19 protein-coding genes are annotated in these 19,162 nt (G+C 66.4%); 7 read left to right on the top strand and 12 right to left on the bottom strand.

Annotated features, from left to right (window positions below):
- The first annotated feature begins 62 nt into the window (after window positions 1-62).
- Window positions 63-1,223 carry an MFS transporter gene (locus GGQ61_RS13980; protein WP_183773743.1) on the top strand — a complete coding sequence of 387 codons (1,161 nt, stop codon included), beginning with the start codon at window positions 63-65 and terminating at the stop codon, window positions 1,221-1,223.
- On the opposite strand, the gene cysE is transcribed toward GGQ61_RS13980, so the two are convergent.
- On the bottom strand, window positions 1,211-2,041 hold the full coding sequence (gene cysE, locus GGQ61_RS13975; protein ID WP_183773741.1) for a serine O-acetyltransferase: 831 nt from the start codon (window positions 2,039-2,041) through the stop codon (window positions 1,211-1,213). The genes GGQ61_RS13980 and cysE overlap by 13 nt on opposite strands.
- Before the next feature lie 28 nt (window positions 2,042-2,069).
- Complete coding sequence (locus tag GGQ61_RS13970) at window positions 2,070-2,684, bottom strand: NUDIX domain-containing protein (RefSeq protein WP_183773871.1); 615 nt, start codon at window positions 2,682-2,684, stop codon at window positions 2,070-2,072.
- 79 nt (window positions 2,685-2,763) lie between these two features.
- Here GGQ61_RS13970 and GGQ61_RS13965 point away from each other — a divergent pair, with 79 nt between their 5' ends.
- Window positions 2,764-3,375 carry a nitroreductase family protein gene (locus GGQ61_RS13965; RefSeq protein WP_183773739.1) on the top strand — a complete coding sequence of 204 codons (612 nt, stop codon included), beginning with the start codon at window positions 2,764-2,766 and terminating at the stop codon, window positions 3,373-3,375.
- Between the two features lie 291 nt (window positions 3,376-3,666).
- Here GGQ61_RS13965 and queF read toward each other — a convergent pair whose 3' ends face one another.
- Window positions 3,667-4,122: a preQ(1) synthase gene (queF, locus tag GGQ61_RS13960; RefSeq protein ID WP_183773737.1), complete on the bottom strand. Its 456-nt coding sequence runs from the start codon at window positions 4,120-4,122 to the stop codon at window positions 3,667-3,669.
- 85 nt (window positions 4,123-4,207) lie between these two features.
- Here queF and GGQ61_RS13955 point away from each other — a divergent pair, with 85 nt between their 5' ends.
- The 4 genes from GGQ61_RS13955 to GGQ61_RS13940 all read left to right on the top strand — a co-directional run bounded on the left by GGQ61_RS13955 (window position 4,208) and on the right by GGQ61_RS13940 (window position 9,178).
- The gene (locus GGQ61_RS13955) at window positions 4,208-5,011 is read left to right on the top strand and encodes an SDR family NAD(P)-dependent oxidoreductase (protein ID WP_183773735.1); all 804 of its coding nucleotides are present in this window, start codon (window positions 4,208-4,210) and stop codon (window positions 5,009-5,011) included.
- 235 nt (window positions 5,012-5,246) lie between these two features.
- A complete protein-coding gene (locus GGQ61_RS13950) occupies window positions 5,247-5,948 on the top strand; it encodes a TorF family putative porin (protein ID WP_183773733.1) in 702 nt (233 codons plus the stop codon).
- Window positions 5,949-6,166: 218 nt separating this feature from the next.
- Window positions 6,167-8,095, top strand: coding sequence for a polysaccharide biosynthesis protein (locus GGQ61_RS13945; protein ID WP_183773731.1), 1,929 nt, complete (start codon window positions 6,167-6,169; stop codon window positions 8,093-8,095).
- A gap of 60 nt (window positions 8,096-8,155) precedes the next feature.
- A complete protein-coding gene (locus GGQ61_RS13940; protein WP_183773729.1) occupies window positions 8,156-9,178 on the top strand; it encodes an NAD-dependent epimerase in 1,023 nt (340 codons plus the stop codon).
- 3 nt (window positions 9,179-9,181) lie between these two features.
- On the opposite strand, the gene GGQ61_RS13935 is transcribed toward GGQ61_RS13940, so the two are convergent.
- From GGQ61_RS13935 to GGQ61_RS13925, 3 genes are all read right to left on the bottom strand, one after another.
- On the bottom strand, window positions 9,182-9,340 hold the full coding sequence (locus tag GGQ61_RS13935) for a hypothetical protein (RefSeq protein WP_183773727.1): 159 nt from the start codon (window positions 9,338-9,340) through the stop codon (window positions 9,182-9,184).
- 71 nt (window positions 9,341-9,411) lie between these two features.
- The gene (locus GGQ61_RS13930) at window positions 9,412-10,701 is read right to left on the bottom strand and encodes a nucleotide sugar dehydrogenase (protein WP_183773725.1); all 1,290 of its coding nucleotides are present in this window, start codon (window positions 10,699-10,701) and stop codon (window positions 9,412-9,414) included.
- Between the two features lie 14 nt (window positions 10,702-10,715).
- The gene (locus GGQ61_RS13925; RefSeq protein ID WP_343056141.1) at window positions 10,716-11,843 is read right to left on the bottom strand and encodes an AGE family epimerase/isomerase; all 1,128 of its coding nucleotides are present in this window, start codon (window positions 11,841-11,843) and stop codon (window positions 10,716-10,718) included.
- A 249-nt stretch (window positions 11,844-12,092) separates the two neighbouring features.
- Here GGQ61_RS13925 and GGQ61_RS22490 point away from each other — a divergent pair, with 249 nt between their 5' ends.
- Entirely contained in the window at window positions 12,093-12,725 is a 633-nt protein-coding gene (locus GGQ61_RS22490) for a CatB-related O-acetyltransferase (RefSeq protein ID WP_281372678.1), read from the top strand.
- Here the strand turns inward: GGQ61_RS22490 and GGQ61_RS13915 are convergent.
- From GGQ61_RS13915 to GGQ61_RS13890, 6 genes are all read right to left on the bottom strand, one after another.
- The gene (locus tag GGQ61_RS13915; protein WP_343056144.1) at window positions 12,715-14,133 is read right to left on the bottom strand and encodes an oligosaccharide flippase family protein; all 1,419 of its coding nucleotides are present in this window, start codon (window positions 14,131-14,133) and stop codon (window positions 12,715-12,717) included. The two genes, GGQ61_RS22490 and GGQ61_RS13915, sit on opposite strands and share 11 nt — an antisense overlap.
- Before the next feature lie 98 nt (window positions 14,134-14,231).
- The gene (locus GGQ61_RS13910; protein ID WP_183773720.1) at window positions 14,232-15,407 is read right to left on the bottom strand and encodes a polysaccharide pyruvyl transferase family protein; all 1,176 of its coding nucleotides are present in this window, start codon (window positions 15,405-15,407) and stop codon (window positions 14,232-14,234) included.
- 111 nt (window positions 15,408-15,518) lie between these two features.
- Window positions 15,519-16,214 (bottom strand): exosortase-associated protein EpsI, V-type, encoded by a 696-nt coding sequence (gene epsI, locus GGQ61_RS13905; protein WP_183773718.1) that lies wholly within the window; start codon window positions 16,212-16,214, stop codon window positions 15,519-15,521.
- Window positions 16,211-17,086, bottom strand: coding sequence for an exosortase V (gene xrtV / locus GGQ61_RS13900; protein ID WP_221221016.1), 876 nt, complete (start codon window positions 17,084-17,086; stop codon window positions 16,211-16,213). The genes epsI and xrtV overlap by 4 nt, the downstream gene beginning before the upstream one ends.
- Before the next feature lie 3 nt (window positions 17,087-17,089).
- Window positions 17,090-17,803, bottom strand: coding sequence for a CpsD/CapB family tyrosine-protein kinase (locus GGQ61_RS13895; RefSeq protein ID WP_183773716.1), 714 nt, complete (start codon window positions 17,801-17,803; stop codon window positions 17,090-17,092).
- Between the two features lie 14 nt (window positions 17,804-17,817).
- Window positions 17,818-19,158: a GumC family protein gene (locus GGQ61_RS13890; protein WP_183773714.1), complete on the bottom strand. Its 1,341-nt coding sequence runs from the start codon at window positions 19,156-19,158 to the stop codon at window positions 17,818-17,820.
- Window positions 19,159-19,162: the final 4 nt, after the last annotated feature.

Below are 19,162 nucleotides of genomic sequence, written 5' to 3'. Positions count from 1 at the left end.
CACTGACCGGCGCCGCTGGCGCCTTGGGTCGTCCTGCCGCTCGACTTCCCGAGACTGTCTCCATGGCGTTCTTTCGCAACTCCACCGTCAACCTGCTCAACCTCCACTACGGCGTGCACGCGCTGGCGCTTAGCGGCGGCGGCGCGTTCTTCGCGGTCTACCTACTGCGCGCCGGCGTTCCGCCCTATGGAGTGCTGGCCTCGCTGGCCGCGATCCTGATAGGCCGTTTCTTCATCCGGCCGGCGGTGCTGCCGCTCTGCAAGCGCTTCGGCCTCAAGCCGATGGTCATCGTCGGCACCATCCTGACCGCCGGCCAGTACCTGCTGCTGGCCAGGGTGGACGGGATCGGCTGGCCGCTGTTCACGCTCTGCGCCGTCTCCTCAATCGGCGACACCTTCTACTGGACAACCTATCACGCCTACTTCGCCTCGCTGGGCGACGCTGAGCACCGTGGCCATCAGATTGGCGCGCGCGAAGCCATCGCCGCCCTGGTCGGGATCGCCGCGCCGCTGCTGACCGGTTGGGCCTTGGCCACCGTGGGACCGGAGATCGCGTTCGGCGCGACGGCCGTCGTGCTGGTCCTCTCCGCGACGCCGCTGTTCTTCACCCCCGCGGTCCCTATCGCGCTCGAGGCGCCGAACGCCTTCTGGTCGGCACGTCCTGGCGTCGCGCTGTTCATAGCCGACGGCTGGATGGCCTCAGGCTATCTATTCGTCTGGCAGATCGCGCTGTTCATTTCATTGGGTGAGAACTTCGCGGCCTTCGGCGGAGCGATGGCGGTCGCCGCGGTCGCCGGGGCGATCTGCGGTCTGATGCTGGGCCGGTTCATCGACGCCGGGCACGGCCGGCGCGCCGTTTGGTTGGCGGCCGGAACGGCGGCGGCGGTCATCGCTGTCCGCGCGGCAGGCTACGGACATCCGGCCATCGCCGTCGCAGCGAACGCGGCCGGCGCGCTGGTGGTGGCGCTCTACACGCCGACCATGATGACGGCCGTCTACAACCTCTCGCAGGCCTCGCCATGCCCGCTGCGGTTCCACATCGCCACCGAGGGAGGTTGGGACGCCGGCGGCGCTGGGGGCGCGCTCACGGCGGCGACCCTGCTGTGGGCCGGCGCGCCGTTCTGGGCGGCGATCCTGATGGGACTTATCGGCGCCGCCGCGGCTTTCGTCCTTCTGCGACGCTACTATTACGCAGCACCGACGACCGCGCCTCAGATGACGTAGTCGTAGACCGCCTCGGCCAGGGTGTGGTCCATGCTGCGGGCTGGCTCTTCGCAGGTGGGGCAGTTGACCAGGCGCGCGGGAACGCCCGCGGCGGTGCAGTGCGGCGGCACAGGCTTGAGCACCACCGACCCCGAGGCGACCTTGGCGTAGTCGCCGATAGTGATGTTGCCGAGCACCTTGGCGCCCGCGCCCAGGAGCACGCCGTTGCCGATCTTCGGGTGACGATCGCCGCGTTCAGCGCCCGTCCCGCCCAAGGTCACGCCCTGCAGCAGCGAGACGTCGTCGCCGATCACTGCGGTCTCGCCGATGACAATGCCGGTACCGTGGTCAATGAACACCCCAGAGCCGATCTTGGTGGCCGGGTGGATGTCGACCTGGAAAATCTCGGACATGCGGCTCTGCAGGTAGAGCGCGATAGTCTCGCGTCCCTGATGCCACAGCCAGTGGGCGACGCGCTGAGTCTGCAGCGCCTGGAAGCCCTTGAAGAACAGGAACGGCTGGACATAGCCCTTGCAGGCCGGGTCGCGCTCGAAGACGGCCTTGAGGTCCGCTTCGGCGATTTCAACCAGCCGCGGGTCGGCGCGATAGGCGGCGTCGGCCAGTTCGCGCAGGCTCATGGCCCGCAGCTCCTGGTCGCCCAGCTTGCGCGCCAGCTGATACGACAGCGCCGCGCCGAGGTCGTCGTGGCTCAACACCACCGCGTTCAGCAGCGAGGCGAGCGCGGGCTCGGCCTTCGCGGCGCGTTCGGATTCCATCCGCAACGCGGCCCATACCGGCGGCGCGGCCGTGGGATCGATCACTTCCAGACGCTGGCTCAAAGGCTCCTCCCGTCCCAAAGGCGGTCCCCTATCCTAGCATGGCGCGCGCGAGCGACGCCGACAAAAGCCCTTCTCGGGCCATGTGGTACGCCCGAAGCAACATGGCAACCGTTAAGGCGTCGCGGATGTGTCCATCGATTGCAGCCTGCAGCGCCTCGCGGAACGGCGCCCGCACCATCGCGAGGTCCTCGGTGTCATCGGCGTGCAGCGCCTCGGCCGCCGGCCGCAGGTCGGTCGCCAAGTAGCCGATCGCCAGTTCGTCGGTGACCGAGTTCGACAGTTGCACGCGCAGGATCTCGCGCCACTCGCCCGCCGCCAGGCCGGCCTCCTCGGCCAGTTCGCGCTGGGCGCCGAGCAGCGGATCCTCGCTCTTGGGCCCGCCGCCTTCCGGAATCTCCCAACTGTAGTCCGCGAACGGGAACCGATGCTGTCCGACCAGCACCACCGAACCGTCCTCATCGATCGGCAGCACCGCGAGCGCATAGTTCTTGAAGCCGACGACGCCGTAGAAGGCCGCGGCCCCGGTGGGCGCGACCGCGTCATGCTCGGTGATCCGGATCCACGGGTTCTCGTAGGCGACCTTGGATTCGCCACGAAGCCAGGGCCTTCCATGCGCGGTCAGCCACGCCGGTTTTTGCGACATATTCTCAACTAACCTTGCAGATCGCGCCCGCGGCGCCAATAAAGGCCCGACGTCCATCCATCCCAGCGAGAAGCCCGTCTTGTCCATCGCACTTCCCGACGCGCCGTCGTTCGGCGCCCCGGTCGATCAGCATCCCTGCCCCGAACTGCTGAGCTTTCTCGCCACGCGCCGATCGGCCTCGGCGGTCACTCTCGCCGAGCCCGCCCCATCGGACGAAGACGTGACGGCCTTGATCCGACTGGCCGCTCGCGCGCCGGACCACGGCAAGCTGGCCCCCTGGCGCTTCATCGTGCTTCGCGGCGACGACAAGGCCGCATTCGCCGCACGCCTGGAGGATTTGGCGAAGTCGCGCGGCGACGCGCGCGCCGCCGCCAAGCTGGCGAAACTGAAGCTGCCGCCGCTGGGAATCGCCGTGGTGTCGGCGTCGCGCCCGCATGACGTTCCTGAGTGGGAACAAGTGCTCTCGGCCGGCGCGGTGTGCACCGGCCTGCTTTACGCCGCCCAGGCGCTGGGCTACGGGGCCAACTGGATCACCGACTGGTACGCGTACGACGACGACGCCAAGGCGATCTTGGGGCTCAAGGCTGGAGAGAATGTGGCCGGCTTCATCTTCATAGGTACGGCGAAGGAGCCGCCCATGGAGCGCGAGCGGCCTGACAGCCAAGCCCTGACTACCGTCTGGAAGCCTTAGAAGACGGCCTCTGGAATCACGAAGGCCGGACAGCGATGGCCCGCTGCCCGGCCTGATGTGACACGCCCGAGGAGAGATGGGCACGGCCTTTATATCACGCGAGCGACCCGTCCGCTAGTCAATCGCGCCTCTCACCGATGCGACGAGGGGCCGCTGAAGGCTCTGACCGCCATATCAATACAACCGTTGAGATGTATTCGATCGAACGAATACTCTGTGGACGCGGGTCGCGTTCCGGCGTTCAACCGCCCGAACCAGGATTACCGGCGCACAATCACCCTTGAATTCTGATCAGCCGCGACCGCGATATGTCGCGACACCCTGATCTGGCACCCAAAGCCCCTCCGGCGCGGGGCCGCTTTGCCAGAAAACATCGATCGGAATGCCTCCGCGCGGGAACCAATAGCCGCCGATACGCAGCCAGCGGGGCGCGGCGACCTCGACGATCTTGCGCCCGATCCCGACGGTGCAGTCCTCGTGAAACGCGCCATGGTTGCGGAACGAGCCCAGGTACAGCTTGAGAGACTTCGATTCGATCAGCCAGTCGCCGGGGGCGTAGTCGATGACCAAGTGCGCGAAATCGGGCTGTCCGGTCACTGGACAGAGCGAGGTGAACTCCGGCGCCGTGAACCGCGCCAGATAGAGCGTGTCGCTCTGCGGATTGGGGACGCGCTCAAGGATCGCCGTCTCCGGACTATCGAAGCCCCGGACGTCGCGGCCCAGTTGGGTCAGATGCAGTTCTTCCATCGAGGGCATTTATCCCGCCGCAAGGTTTGCGGCAACCGAGCGAGCCGCTATCAGAACAAGCAAACAGGCAGATGGGGAGGACAGGATGTCCGGCAGTGATTTCGAAGGCTTCGTGGTGGTGGTCACCGGCGCGTCGACGGGCCTCGGCCGCGCCATCGCGGTGGAGACATCCAGCCGCGGCGCGCAGGCGGTGATCATCAACTATGCGCGCAGCGCCGACGAGGCACAGGAGACCGCCCGCCAGGTCGAGGCGCACGGCGCCACGGCGGTCCTGGTCCAGGGCGATGTCGCCAACGACGCCGACTGCCGCAAGATCGCCGCCGCGGCCGAGCCGTTCGGGCGTATCGACGCACTGTTCAACAACGCGGGCGTCACCAAGTTCGCGCCCAACCACGCCGACCTCGACGCCGTCTCCGCCGAGGACTTCCTGAACCTCTACGGCGTCAATGTTGTCGGCGCCTTCCAGATGACCCGCGCCGCCCGCACCCTGCTTGAGGTCGGTGAGCGCCCGGGCGCGGTGGTCAACACCTCTTCGATCGCCGGTGTCGCCGGCATCGGATCTTCGGTGCCCTACGCCGCCTCTAAGGGGGCGATGAACACCATGACCCTGTCGCTGGCCCGCGCCCTGGCGCCGAAGATCCGAGTTAACGCGATCTGTCCCGGCTTCATCGACACGCCTTGGTTCGATAAGGGCGTCGGCGCCGAGCGGGCCCAGAAGATGCGCGAGGGCGCAGCCGCCAATACGCCGCTGAAGGCCGCCTCGACCGCCGAAGACGTAGCCGCCGCCGCGGTGTTCCTGGCTTCGCCAGGGTCGCGGCATGTCACCGGCGAAACCCTGCTGGTCGACGCAGGCACGCACCTTGGCTACGCGCCGATGTCCATGCGGTGAGCAGGGGGCGACGCAATCTGGGGTGAAACCCTGACTCGCAGGGCAGCCGTGGCGCCAAAGGCACACTCATTCGCACAAAAGTGCGGCGCCACGCGCTGTTAACGCTCAAAAATCAAACAGCGATTACCCAGCACAGATGATCGGCTCCGCTCGCGTTGATCTGCCGGGCGGCCGCATGGCGATCTCGGTTCGACGGTCAGCTGGAGCCTGATCGAATAATGGGGATACAACGCTAATGAAGACTCTCACCACTGCGCTTCTGGCCGCTGCGGCCACCGTCGCCATGGGCGGCGCCGCCTTCGCCCAGGAGGACAGCGCGCTCGACCTCTCCTTCAACGTCGGCGCGGCCACCGATTACGTCTGGCGCGGCGTCAGCCAAACCGACGAGAGCCCGCAGATCTCGGGCGGCATCGACGCCACCATCGGCGGTCTGGTCTACGCCGGCACCTGGCTGTCGAACGTCGACTTCGGCACCGGCAACGACACCGACTTCGAGCTGGACGTTTACGCCGGCATCCGTCCGCAGCTCGGCCCGGTCAGCCTCGACTTCGGCATCTTGTACTACGGCTACATCAACGCCCCGACCGGTTCGGACCAGGACTTCATCGAGTTCAAGGCCGCCGGCTCGGTTCCGGCCGGCCCGGCCACGATCGGCGCGGCCGTCTATTACTCGGACGACTTTTTCGGCGGCACCGGCAAGGCGACCTATGTCGAGTTGAACGGCTCAAGCCCGATCGGCGAAAAGTTCAGCGTTTCGGGCGCCCTCGGCTATCAGGACGTCGACTATGACGGCGACTACACCACCTGGAACCTCGGCGTGGGCTACGCCCTCACCGACTATCTCGGCGTGGATCTGCGCTACCACGACACCAGCGAGCACGATTTCGGCGATCTTTACGAAAGCCGCGTCGTTTTGGGTCTTAAGGCCGCCTTCTAAGGGCCGCGAGACTTAAGGAAAAGGAGAGCCGCCTCGGCGACGAGGAGGCTCTCTTGCTTTATTCCCCGCGACTACTGCGGGAATTCGGCCACAGGTCAAAAAAAACATCGTTCTCCTGCGGAGCGAAAACCTCGCCTTGGAGTTTCATTGGACGGTCGCGTCGACGCGTCTATGTTGCCAACCTTCGGACAGGACGCGGAGCGCGATTCATGGAGCAGATGGCCAATCGGGCTCAGACCATCGTCGCTGACGCCCTGATTGCAGCTGGCGCTTTCTTTCTTGCGTATCTGCTGGCGGCCGGTCAGTTCCTGGATACTGTTGGACCTGCTCTCCCTGCATTCAAGCTACTTCAGCTGATCGGAATCTATACCGGTCTGGCGGCCCTGTTCTCGACGCTGTTCCGCCGCGAGCTATCGCCCTGGCGCTACGTGTCGATCCCCGACGCCCTTGTCCTGGCCCGCACCGCATTCCTGACGGCCGGCGTCTTCCTGCTTATGGTTTTCGTGCTCAATCGCGCAGAAGGCCTGCCGCGCTCGGCCCTGGCCATGGCCGTGATCTTCCAGATGGTCGGCTCGATGGGCGCACGCCTGATGCGCCGGGCCATGCACGAGCACGCGCTCGACAGTTTCTCGCCGTTGAAGACCATCAAGGACCGCGCGCCGACCGCGCCATCGCTGTTGCTCATCGGCTCGCCGGCGCTCGCGGATTCCTATTTGCGCGAAGCCGCTCGCCGGCATGACCACGCCTGGACGCCGGTCGGCATCGTCAGCCCGGACGCCAGGGATCTCGGGCAGCAGGTGCGCGGCGTCTGCGTGATCGAAAGCATTGGCAATCTGGACGAAGCCCTGGCCGACTTGCGGCGCTGGAACCGCTATCCGCGCGCCATACTTTTCCTAGAGGAGCCCGGCCGCCTGAAGGGGCTGACCGCGAACCAGCTTGGCCTTCTGAAGAATGACGGCATCCGCCTGCTTCGCCGCCCGTCCATCGTCGAACTCGCCCACCATGAGGGCATGCCGCTGCTGCCGATGCGGGAGATCAGCGTCGAGGAACTGCTTGCGCGCGAACCGATCGAACTCGACCGCGCCGCGGTCGGTGCCCTGATACAGGGCCGCCGGGTGCTGATCACCGGCGCTGGCGGATCGATCGGCGCGGAGCTCGTGCGGCAGGTCGCGCAGTTCAACGCCGCCCACGTCACGGTCATGGATTTCTCGGAGACATCTCTGTTCGAGATCGACCGGGAAATGGCCGAGACCTGGCCGCAGCTCTCGCGCACCGCCGTGCTGTGCGACGTGCGCAACTCCCATCGCCTGCATCAGGCGTTCCAGCGCGAGAAGCCGGACCTGGTGTTCCACGCCGCGGCGCTGAAGCACGTGTCGATGGTTGAGCAACACCCCTGCGAAGGCGTGCTGACGAATGTCGTCGGCACCTGGAACGTCACCGAGGCCGCCCGCGCCTGTGGGGCGGCGCAGATGATCCTGATCTCCACCGATAAGGCGGTCGACCCGTCCAACGTCATGGGCGCCACCAAGCGGCTGGCCGAGGCGGTCATCCAGTCCCAGCAAGCCGGCGAAGGGACCCGCTTCTCCGCGGTCCGGTTCGGCAACGTGCTCGGCTCGGCCGGCTCGGTTGTGCCGATCTTCCGATCGCAGATCGAGCGCGGCGGCCCTGTGCGGGTGACGCACGAGAACATCGAACGCTTCTTCATGACCATTCCTGAGGCCGCGCAACTGGTGCTGCACGCCACCGCGCATTCGGCCGAGGGCGAAGAAACCAAGCACGCGCGCCTGTTCCTTTTGGAAATGGGCGAGCCGGTGCGGATCATGGATCTGGCCCGCCAGATGATCGCGCTCTCGGGGCACGTGCCCGGCAAGGACATCGAGATCGAAGTCACCGGTCTGCGTCCGGGCGAGAAGCTGACCGAGCTCCTGCTCGACGAGACCGAACGCTCTCTGCCTTGCGCACCCAAGGTCATGGAGGTCGTGTCCTCCTCAGCGTTGCGGATCACCGCAAACCACCTGATCGAACTGGAAGCCATGGCTCAGCGCGGAGACGTCGACCAGGTGCGGGCCAAGCTGTTCGACATCGTGGCGCAGGTGCGCGGCGAGAAGCCTTCCACCCCGACGCTACGGGTCGTGTCGAGCGCCTGAGCGGCGCCTACGGTATCGCACGGGCGTGACGCGGCCGCGTCGAGAGTATAATCCGGCGGCATGGCGGTTATCCTGGTCACCGGCTCGGCCGGCTTCATCGGCTCCCACGTCGCGCATCGGCTGCTGGATCGCGGCGACGCCGTGGTGGGGCTGGACAATCTCAACCCCTACTACGACCCGACGCTGAAACAGGCGCGCCTTGCGCGGCTTGAAGCGCGCGAGGGCTATCGCCACTCGGCCATCGACCTGGCCGATCGCGAAGCGATGGCGGCGCTGTTCGCCGAGGCCAAGCCCGACCGCGTGATCCACCTGGCCGCCCAGGCCGGAGTTCGCTACAGCCTGGAGCAGCCCGCCGCCTACATCGACGCCAACCTCGTCGGCTTCGGGAACATCCTGGAAGGTTGCCGCGCCGTACGGGCGCAGCATCTGGTGTTCGCGTCGACCAGTTCGGTCTACGGCGCCAACGGCAAGCTGCCATTCTCGGTGCACGACAGCGCCACCCACCCGATCACCCTCTATGCAGCGACCAAGCTGGCTAACGAAGCCATGGCGCATTCCTACGCCCACCTGTTCGACATTCCGTCGACCGGCTTCCGGTTCTTCACGGTCTACGGGCCATGGGGTCGGCCTGACATGGCGCTGTTCAAGTTCACCAAGGCGATTCTCGAAGGCCGGCCGATCGATGTCTTCGGTCAGGGCGAGATGCAGCGCGACTTCACCTACGTGGACGACATCGTCTCCGGCGTGGTCGCTGCGCTCGATCGTCCAGCTCAGATCGATCCGAACTGGGATGCTATGGCGCCCGATCCGGCCACCAGCGGCGTCGCCCCTTGGCGCATGCTCAACCTCGGCAACAGCCAGCGCGTCGAGCTGATGCGTTACATTGAGGTGCTGGAGGAGAAGCTCGGCCGCAAGGCTATGCTGAACCTGCTGCCGATGCAGCCCGGCGACGTGGCACGCACGGAAGCGGACGTCACCGACACTAAGGCCGCCCTCGACTACGCGCCATCGACGCCGATCGAGGTCGGAGTGTCGAACTTCGTCGACTGGTATCTCGACTACTATCGCGTCGGGACGAACTGACGATCAGCGGCCGCGGGCCTGATCGCGCGCGGCTGCCGCCTCTTCCTTCTGGCGGCGCGCCGCCTCGCGGGTGGCGCGGCGTTCGGCGAGAATCGACCAGACGATCAGCCCGACGATGCAGGCCGCCAGGAACGGCAGGGAAAACTGGCCAAGTCTTTCCATCCGGAAGGGTCCTTACCTCGGCGTCGATGACCTAGTCGATACCAGGGTTCGCCGCCCTGGCAAGCGGCGCGCTAGAGCCGCAGGTCGGCCGCCCCCTGCGGGAACATCGCCTTGACGTCGTAGAGCACCGCGTCGGGTTTGCCCAACGCGCGGATGGCGTCGACGCCCATCTCCTTGAACTCGTTGTGGGCCACCGCGACCACGATCGCGTCATAGGCCCCCGGCTCCAGGGTCGCGACCGGGGCGACGCCGTACTCGGCCTGCGCCTCAGCGGGGTCAGCCCAGGGCTCGTGAACATCGACTTCGATCTCGTACTCGGCGAGTTCGCGGACGATGTCGATGACCCGGGTGTTGCGCAGGTCCGGGCAGTTTTCCTTGAACGTGAGACCCATGACCAAGACCCGCGCCCCGCGGACCTGAATCTCGCGACGGATCATGCTCTTGACCAGCTCCTGGGCGATGTAGCCGCCCATGCCGTCGTTGATCCGGCGACCGGCGAGGATGACCTGCGGGTGGTAGCCGGCGTCCTCGGCCTTGGAGGTCAGGTAGTACGGGTCGACGCCGATGCAGTGACCGCCGACCAGACCGGGGGTGAACTTCAGGAAGTTCCACTTGGTGCCGGCCGCGGCCAGCACCTCCTGGGTATCGATATCCAGGCGATTGAAGATCAGCGCGAACTCGTTGATCAGCGCGATGTTCAGGTCGCGCTGGGTGTTCTCGATCACCTTGGCGGCCTCCGCCACGCGGATCGAGCTGGCCAGATGCGTGCCGGCCGGCACCACAGCAGCATATAGGGCGTCGACGAACTCCGCGGCCTGCGGCGTCGAACCGGCGGTGACCTTGATGATCGTCGACAGCCGGTGCTGGCGATCGCCCGGATTGGCGCGCTCGGGGCTGTAGCCGGCGAAGAAATCCTCGTTGAACTTCAGGCCCGAGACCTGCTCGATCACCGGTACGCAGTCCTCTTCAGTGGCGCCGGGATAGACGGTCGACTCGAAGATCACCACCGCGCCATTGGCGATCGCCCGGCCCACCGTGCGGCTAGCTGACAAAAGCGCCGTCAGGTCGGGGCGCTTATATCGGTCGATCGGAGTCGGGACCGTGACGATGAAGACGTTACAGGCCTTCAGCGCCGCTTCATCGGCGGCGAAGGTCAGGCCGCTAGCCGCAGCCAGTTCCTCCGCTGAGGTCTCCAAAGTCCGGTCATGACCGGACTTCAGCTCGGCTATCCGCTCGGCGTCGATGTCGAACCCGACAACGGGGTACTTCTCGGCCAACGCCACCGCGAGGGGCAGTCCGACATAGCCGAGGCCTATCACGCCGATCGCGGCCGGCGTGCGGGTAAAGGGGTTCTGCAGCATCGCTGGCAAATCTCCTAGCGTCCGGTCGCCCGGAACAGCTCCGTGCAGGCGCAGAGGATATGGTAGAACGACGTCGCCGGCGCCGGTTCGTCGATGAAGGTTCCGTCGGGCCGCAGCTTGTCGCGCCAGGCGCCCTCCGCCGGGGTCCGCAGGTAGCGGCGCAGCACCTCGGCCGCGTCGATCTTGTCCGCCTCGTCGCCGAACAGCAGTTCAGCCTTGAGATGCTCGGTCTGCGGCCACAGCCGGGCCGTCGCCTCGCGCACCGAGAAGTCGTCCCAGAGCTCGTTCATGACCACCAGGCGGCCCGGGTCGATCCCGCGCCGACCAGCCTCGTATAGGCCGCGAGCGGCGGCAAGGGCGTCCTCGCGTCCGCGAAGCCGGCCCCACTTCTCCAGCAGCCAGGCCCACTCGAACTGGTGGCCTGGCTCGACCAAGCGGCCGTCGTCGCCGTCCACCAGGCGCCAATCGACATCGAAGAACTCCCGCAGGAACCCGCCCTTCGGGTCGATGAACACCTTCAGCGCCATTTCAACGATTTCGTCGGCCATGGCGTCCCACGCGCCGCCCTCGTTCTCGGCCCAGGCCAGCGCGCCCTCCAGGAGGTGCATGTGGGCGTTGGCCTGATAGGGGTAGGCGATGTTCTCGACGAAGCCGCCGGCTGGATTGCGCATCGAGTCGAGCCCGTTCAGCACACCGAGCGCCACCTTGCGCAGATCGATCCGGCTTGGATCAACCTTATGCAGGGTCGCCGTACCCAGCAGCGCGAAGGCCTGGTCGTACAGCATCGGCGTGTCGTCCAGCGGCGCGCCGTCAAGGCCCACCAGGGTGCGGAACAGTCCGTCCGGCCGCAGGTAGCGGTCCAGGAAGAAGTCCATCCCGTGCCACGCGGCCTCGCGCCAGGGCCCGTCCCAGCCGAGCGCGCCAGCGGTGGCGAACACGTAGGTCTGGCGGCCCTGCACCCGCGCGCGGCGCGGCCCCGGTCGGGCGTCGCCGTCAATGCTGAGCGCCTCGTGATAGCCGCCCCGCTCATGATCGGCCCCGCGCTCCCACCACAGCGGCAGCGCAGCCTCGCGAACCCAGCGGTCGTACCATGCACCCGCAGCGTCCAGGCTCTTGAAGGGGGCTTCGTCCCGAGGATCCACACTCTCGTCCCGTCGCGGCGGCGAATCGACTTTCAATACTTCCAACCTTGTCCTCACGGCCCCTCGATAGCGCGTCGGGGCGTACGCGTCATCGCGATTGCGCCGCGGCCGGATAAGCGCAGCTTGAGGCGAAATTGCGCGAACGCGCGCCGCGACGCCAAATCCACCGGAAACCTTTCCTCAGGGCGAGGATGCTAGACAGATGCGAGGCGTCTCCACCGACGCCTCCGTCACCGCAAAGGCTTCGATATGCTCGGACTGTTCAACGCCGCCGTTCTCAAGCTGAGGCTCTACCTGATGAAACGGCGCCAGTTCGACAATCTGGCGCTGCGCAAACTGTTCCGCGAGCGCTACGACATCGACATCGGCATGTACTCGTACGGCTGCTTCGATCAATGGCGCATGCCCGGACCGATCCGTATCGGCCGCTACTGCTCCTTCGCCAACACGGTCCGTTCGGCACCGATCAACCATCCGCTCGACGCGCTGACCACACACCCGGCGCTGTATGAGAAGAAGTTCGGCGTGGTGGACGCCGACATCACCTGGGACGAGCCGCTGATCGTCGAGGACGACGTCTGGGTGGCGCACAACGTGGTGATCCTTCCGAGCTGCAAGTTCATCGGCCGCGGGGCCGTGATCGGAGCCGGAGCCATCCTGACCAAGAACGTCGATCGCTACGCTGTGATGGTGGGCAATCCGGCGCGCAAGATCCGTGACCGCTTCGATCCCGAAATGGCCGCGGCGATCGAAGCCACCCGCTGGTGGGAACTCGATACGCCCGAACTGCGCCGGCTCGTGCAGAGCCACGGCGAAATGGTCAATCACCCGAGCGTCGCGGCCCTGGAGGCTTGGCGCCGCGGACAGCCAATCAGCGGCTAGCGGGCTTCAGGGTCCGCAACAGCCCAACCACCTCACCGATCGTTTCGCGCTCGCGCAGCGCGACCCCGGCGGCGATGGCCGCCAGTAGCGCCGCGAACAGCGCGGCGAAAGCGTAGTGGCCGGAATCCGCGGCGGCTGCGGCGCCGTAGATCACTGCAAACGAAGCCGCGAACGCGGCCACGCGATCCCAGCCGTCCCAGTTGGGGAAACCGACGGCCCTATTCAACAGCACCAGGGCCACCATCAGGGCGGTGAACTCGCCGATGATGAAGCCGATCAGCACGCCAGGCAGTCCTCCCAGCATCATGAATCCCGCGATCGCCGCCGGCAGCGCGACCAGACGTGCAATGTTGTTGATCATGACAATGCGGCTCACTCCGACGCCGAGCGCGACATTGGTGGGCCAGAGACGGATGAAGCGCGCAGCCTGCAGCATCCCGATCAGGGCGAGCACCGTCGCCGGAAGGTCGAAAGCCCTGCCGTAGAGCATCACGACCGCCACAGGGGCGACCAGGGCGAACCCTGCGGCGATGCCGAGCGCCAGCAGCACGGACCGCCCGGCGAGCCGGTCTGCAGCCCGCTTCAGGTGAGCCGGATCACTTCGGGCCGCGGAGATGATGGGCAGGTTCGTGGCCCCCAGCACGCGGCTCACCATCGCCGCCGGCGAACTGACCAGCAGCAGCACCGCGGTGTAATGGCCAAGCTCGGTCACGCCCAGCTGATGGCCGATCAGCACGCGGTCGCCTTGCGAGCCGACGAACAGCAAGAGGCCGTTGACCACCAAAGGACCGGCGAACATCGCCAGCCTTCCGGCGTAGTCGCGAGAGTAGCCGATCGCATAAGGGCGTTTGGCGGTCAGGTGGGAGACGATCACCTGCGCCACCGGCCGGGCGATCAGACCATAGAGAATCGCCGTGAAATCACGTGTGTAGTAGGCGGCGATGATGATCGCCGCGGTGCTGACCAGTTCGGCGACCGCGATCCCCAGGGCCTCCGGCCGGAAGTCGTGCGCCCGTTGAGCCCGCCGGAAATCGAGGTGGACCCAGCCGCCGATGAGCGGTGCGGCCGCAAGAACCATCAGGCCGGTTGCGAGCGCCGGCTCGTCGTAGAGGCTCGCCATCGGGTAGGCCGCGATGAGCAGACCCAGCGCGATAAATATGCCTCGTCCCACGAAGACCAACTGGACGAGCTTCTGGGCCGCCGGCTTGTCGCCGTCGGGATCCTGGATCAGGAAGCGGTCGCTGCCGTTGTCGCTGACAGACTCGAAGAACGACGACGTAAGGATCAGCAGCGCCGCGAGACCAATCTGCTCTGGCCCCAGCAGCCGCGCCATGATCGTGTAGCGCGCCAGCGAGCACACCTGCGCGATTACGGACGCGGCGACATATGCTCTCGTGCCTTGGCGAATGACGCGCCCTCAATCTTGCATCTACCCAGCCGCACCCCGCAGCTGGCACCTCACCCGCCCCGTCGTCGGCGCTCGCCGACGTTGGAGGCCGAGCTTACTCAGGCCGCAGCCGCTTCGAAGGTTCGGCGAAGCTCCGCCCGATAGACGCCGAGCAGGTCATCCACCTCACGCATTCCGGCGACGATATCGGCCGCCAGCTCCTTCCGCCGATCAAGACAGTCCTCAAGGTACCCCAGCGCCTCCTCGACATCGATGCCCGAGGTGGGGATCATCCACTTGTACGCCAGCAATCCGAACAACCCGCTGAACTTTCGACTGTAGGCGACCGGCACGACGGGCGTACCCGATGAAAACGCTCCGATACAAGCATGCATCCGGCCGGCGACCAGGAAGTCGAGGCTGGAAATATAAGACTTAGCGTCGGAAGGATTTGTGAAGTTCCCAACCCTCACCGTGGCGGGGAATTCAGTCGCAAGTTTGTCCGCGATCCGGCCATCGTCATCCCAGGCGTAGGCGTCGGCGGTGGCGTGCGGGATGAGGTGAACCTCGACGTCGTCGCGGGCCGCGGCACGGCCGATGAACCGGCGCATCAGATCAGCGTAGTCGACGCTAAGCCCGAAGCGGTTCCGGCCGCTCTCGGCCTCATTGAAAAGCAGTCCGGACACGTTCACGCCGAGCCGCAGACGTGCGCCGCCCCGCTCTGCGCTGCGGTCGACATAGGGCAAGGCGAACGCCACATCGACCGACAGGGCGCCCTTGGCGGCCGGTGCCAGGCCGCGAAGCGCGTCGAGCGAGGCCTGGTCGCGGGCCAACACGCTGTCGGCCCGCTTGAGGGCCACCGACGCCATCTGACGATAAGGCGATCTCGTAAACGGACCGATCGTCTGCGGCGACAGGACCAGCGGCGTACGCGCGGCCAGCGCCTGCATCTTGGTCAGCCACAGGAACATGAATCGGCGCAGACCGTAGATGTCGGCGAAGCTGTCGCCGGCGCCGATGTCCAGAATGCAGTCCTGATCGGCGATGACACGCAGCGCCCCGCTGGGATCCAGAAGGGTGCGGGTGCTTACGACGAACAGATCCGCCTCGGTCGGCGACACGTACACCGCCCCGTCGTCCCGCATGCCGATGATCGTGAAACGCGGCGTGAGGCCCATCTCCGTCGCCACCGTACGCGCGATCGCCATGTTGGCGACCGTCAACGCCCCAACGCCGAGGTTGCCGGAGTTCGGCGAGTGCCACAGCAGGCCGATCTTGATCGCCTTGTCCGCCATCGCGTTCACTCTCAACTCCAGTACTACCGCGGCTTCAGCAAGTGCGCCGCACCCGAGCGTCTCCGCCCCCCCCGATATTGTCGCCCTGCCGGCCAAGCACCGTCGCCGGCGTCAGGCTTTTATGGCTTTCGCCAGCTGCGTTCCGATCAGCGCATTGCGCCGCGCAGCCGGAGTCGCGGCCAGCAGCGCCGGCACGAATCGGTCGATCAGACTGAACGCGGCCTTTGGGTCCGAGCCGAGCGCCGAGAACCGCACCAGCACGCCGTCAGGCACATAGCCTTCCATCGCCGTTTTCAGGCGTACTGAGCGCTGGTCGCCGGCGCTCTTGGGCAGGTACTCGCCCATGCGCGTCCAGTAGGTGACGTACTCGACCCGGTCCGCGCCCTTGGCGACGATCCGGCGGACCGGCAGCTCCGCGCCGCCAGGCAACGCCATTTCCCCGGCCCGGACCGACTGCAGTTCGAAACCCAGGGCCGGATAGCAGGATTCCGGCCGGTGCAGTTGCAGCAAATCGCTCTGGGTGTCCCCATAGGCGATCAGCATCATGATCTGCTCGTCGGTCTCCAGGTCGCGATAGATGCGGCTGACCATCTCGCTATAGAGCGTCGCGGCCAGGCCTTCGGTGTTGGGCTGCACCAGGCCGTCGCTCTCTTCCGAGGACCATTGGCCAAAGCGCACGGGAACGATCGCGTCGATCTTGTCGCCCGACTTGACCAGGCTCAGCCGATGGCGCGGTTTGAGCCCATAGGAGACGCCCGCCGCCCCGGCGCAGGCGCCCAGGAACAGCAGTTCGCGACGCCCGATCATGCCGCCGCTCCCTTCAGCTTCAGCAGACGCGACATCAGGTGGTCGACCGCGAAGACCAGCAGCAGCGCCGTCACGAAAAGGAATATCCCGGCGGCCATATGCAGGAAGCCTTGCGCCACGGCGTCGCCGAAGAAGTAGGTCAGCAACACCAGGGTTACGATCCGGATGATGTTGGCGACGATGGCGATCGGGATCACCAGCGCGACCAGGAACAGCGAGTAGCGCCACGAAGCGTTACGCAGCAGGTAGATATAGAACAGGCTGATCGCCACGAGGCCGGTGATCGAGTTCATGCCCGAGCAAGCGTCCTCTACGAGCAGCTGGTAGTGGCCGATCATCAGTGTGACGCCTTCGCGGAAGACCGGAATGCCGACGGCCTGCAGCCCTTCGGTGGCGGCGAACGACACGAACAGCTTGAGCGGCGCGGTGACGCCATCCATGAACCAGCCGGGCGGCGGAACCAGGAAGCCCAGGTAAAGCAGTGGGAACCAGTTGGTCAGCAGCACCCGCAGGCCGAAACATGCGTACAGCAGCGAAACCCCGACGCCGTACAGACCGACCACCTCGAGGCTGATGAAGTCATAGGCGCGGCCGAAGATGTAGAGCGCCAGCGACGCGGCCATGGCCGGAATGGTCAGCCAGTCGCTGCCGGGCGCGGCCGCGGCCAGCATCTCGTCGCGCTTGCGCCACAGCAGCCAGAGGCCAGTGACCAGGACGATCGGGCCATGGGCCCCGGATTCCTTCGACCAGACCTGTTCGCCCAAGGTTGCGATGGTCGGGACCGCCAGCAGCGCCATACCGAGAGCGACCACCCAAGCCGGGGTGATCGCGAACCGGGAACGCGGCGCGTTTTCTGATACTGCTGACGCCACGGATCAGCCTTCGTTCATCACCGTGCCGACGATCCGGGCGCGGTCTTCATTCAGTTGAGCGGCCAGGACCTGCATGTCGCCGATGAAGCTGCGGTTGCGCCGAACCACAATCAGGCTGTAGCCGACGACCGTGCTGATACGACGCGCGTCCGCGCAGCTGTTCGCCGCCGGCGTGTCGATGATCGTCATATCGAAATCGCGCAACTGCTGATCGACCAGATCCTTGAACCGGTCGCTCGCCAGCAGCTCCTGAGCGTCCGGCGCAGCGCCGCCGGAGTACATCACCGACAGGTCAGGCAAAACGGCTGACTGGATGACGCCATCCAGCGGCTCCTCCGAGCTCAGCGCCTGGCGAAGGCCGATCACCGGCTTGGCCGGGCGGATCAGGTCTTGGACGGTCGGGCGACGCAGGTCGCCATCGATGAGCAGCGTGTTGACGCCGATCTGCGACAGCGCGACGGCCAGATTGACCGCAGTGAATGTACAACCCACGCCGATGCTCGGCCCGCAGATCGCCAAGCCGCGACGACCGTCGTCCACGTGCTGGGCCATGATGTGCGTGCGCAGGGTGCGAATGGCTTCGGCCTGCTCGCCATGCGGCGCCGACAGGCTCACCACGGAAGGCGAGAAGCTGAACGCACCCTCCCCGCCCTTGGGCGTCTCAGGCGCGCCGATCGGGGCTCCGCCGATGGGGGCGGCTTCATTTGTCCGAGGCACTTGCGTTTCCCTGATCATGCGTTCGCAAATTTGCGGCGCGCCGCTCCCCGGGCGCCGCCGGTCGGCAGCGAGAAGCCCAGGAAGGTGGGCGGCTTGTGCGGCCCGGCGATCACCGCCAGCAGCGGCGCGTCGATGATGGCTGTGACGTCCTCGGCGCCGCGGACGCGCCGGCCGAAAAGCTCGATGAGCAGCGACACCAGCACCCCGAAGCCGAGGCCGAAGCCCAGCGCGCCGAACATAATCAGCGGCATGTTGGGGAAGCTGGGGCTCTGGGGGGTCACCGCGCTGCCGAGCGGTACGAGGTTGGTCTCGCCGACCTCGGCCTCCTGGCGTAGTTCGGCGGTGCGGGCCGCAGCCTTTTCGAACTGCGAGCGGCGCAGATCGACCTCAGCCTGCAGCTGACGCAGGCGCTCGACCTGATCACGCTGACCGATGACCTTGTTCTTCTGGCGCTCCAGGGCGCCGGCGCTGACCGCGCTGGCCCCGGCCATGGCGCCGACGGCGGACCGCTCCTGGGCGACCTGCTGGGCCATGACCGTGCGTTGCTGACGCATCGCGATCAGATCGGGGTGGTTCGGACCCAGCACCCGTGAAGCCTGGGCGATCGAGGCGTCGATCTGAGCCAGTTGCAGGGCCGAAGCCGACGGGCCGGCGATCACCGGCGCGGCGGAGGCGGCCGAGGCCGCCGCCAGCGCGCTCAGCTTGGCGCTTTCGATGTCGGGACCGCCATCCTGCAGCACGATACCGGTCTGCTTTTCGTAGGCGGTCTTGGCCGCTTCGGCCGAGACCAGCACGGTCTTGGCCTTCTCGGCCTGGGCCTCGTACCACTCGGCCGTGCGGCGAGCGGACTCGCGACGGAAGGCCAGGCTGGTGTCGATGTAGGCCTTGCGCAGCGCGTCGGCGACGGTGCGCGCCGATTCCGGAGAGTTCGAGGTGTAGCTGATCTCGAGGATATTGCTCCCCTCGATCAGGGAGGCGCCGGTCCCGTCGATCACGCGCTGTGCGGCCCAGCGCCGGAAGTCGCGGTCATCGCCCGGTCCACGCATGTCGTACTGGGTGATCAGATTGGGGTCTTGCAACCAGCCGAGGTCTTCGACCACCTGGCCGGCGACCCGATAGTCCTTGATCAGCTCGATCTGGGTCTTGGTATAGGCGCGCGCGAAGCTGGGAGCGGCGGTGACCTGACCGGTCACGGGGTCCGGCTTCACCAAGTCCATCATGACCCGCGAATATGCCGAATACCGCGGCGGGACGATCAGGGTGACGATGAACGCGCCAAGCACGCAGCTGATGGTCGCGGCGACGGTGACCCAACGCCGGGCCCAGAGGATCCGCAGGAACTGAATAATGCTCATTGCC

It is taken from the genome of Phenylobacterium haematophilum, assembly GCF_014196295.1.
Classification (GTDB): domain Bacteria; phylum Pseudomonadota; class Alphaproteobacteria; order Caulobacterales; family Caulobacteraceae; genus Phenylobacterium; species Phenylobacterium haematophilum.
The sequence above is the reverse complement of the archived record's forward strand: the minus strand, read 5'-3'. Positions and strand labels throughout refer to the sequence as shown.

Excerpts from the sequence above, each read along its gene's own strand:
- GGQ61_RS13955 (WP_183773735.1), top strand. The coding sequence starts at position 4,208 with ATGTCCGGCAGTGATTTCGAAGGCTTCGTGGTGGTGGTCACCGGCGCG.
- queF (WP_183773737.1), bottom strand. The coding sequence starts at position 4,122 with ATGGAAGAACTGCATCTGACCCAACTGGGCCGCGACGTCCGGGGCTTC.
- GGQ61_RS13970 (WP_183773871.1), bottom strand. The coding sequence starts at position 2,684 with ATGTCGCAAAAACCGGCGTGGCTGACCGCGCATGGAAGGCCCTGGCTT.
- GGQ61_RS13945 (WP_183773731.1), top strand. The coding sequence starts at position 6,167 with ATGGCCAATCGGGCTCAGACCATCGTCGCTGACGCCCTGATTGCAGCT.
- GGQ61_RS13940 (WP_183773729.1), top strand. The coding sequence starts at position 8,156 with ATGGCGGTTATCCTGGTCACCGGCTCGGCCGGCTTCATCGGCTCCCAC.
- GGQ61_RS13980 (WP_183773743.1), top strand. The coding sequence starts at position 63 with ATGGCGTTCTTTCGCAACTCCACCGTCAACCTGCTCAACCTCCACTAC.
- GGQ61_RS22490 (WP_281372678.1), top strand. The coding sequence starts at position 12,093 with ATGCTCGGACTGTTCAACGCCGCCGTTCTCAAGCTGAGGCTCTACCTG.
- GGQ61_RS13910 (WP_183773720.1), bottom strand. The coding sequence starts at position 15,407 with ATGGCGGACAAGGCGATCAAGATCGGCCTGCTGTGGCACTCGCCGAAC.
- GGQ61_RS13935 (WP_183773727.1), bottom strand. The coding sequence starts at position 9,340 with ATGGAAAGACTTGGCCAGTTTTCCCTGCCGTTCCTGGCGGCCTGCATC.
- GGQ61_RS13890 (WP_183773714.1), bottom strand. The coding sequence starts at position 19,158 with ATGAGCATTATTCAGTTCCTGCGGATCCTCTGGGCCCGGCGTTGGGTC.
- epsI (WP_183773718.1), bottom strand. The coding sequence starts at position 16,214 with ATGATCGGGCGTCGCGAACTGCTGTTCCTGGGCGCCTGCGCCGGGGCG.
- GGQ61_RS13930 (WP_183773725.1), bottom strand. The coding sequence starts at position 10,701 with ATGCTGCAGAACCCCTTTACCCGCACGCCGGCCGCGATCGGCGTGATA.
- GGQ61_RS13950 (WP_183773733.1), top strand. The coding sequence starts at position 5,247 with ATGAAGACTCTCACCACTGCGCTTCTGGCCGCTGCGGCCACCGTCGCC.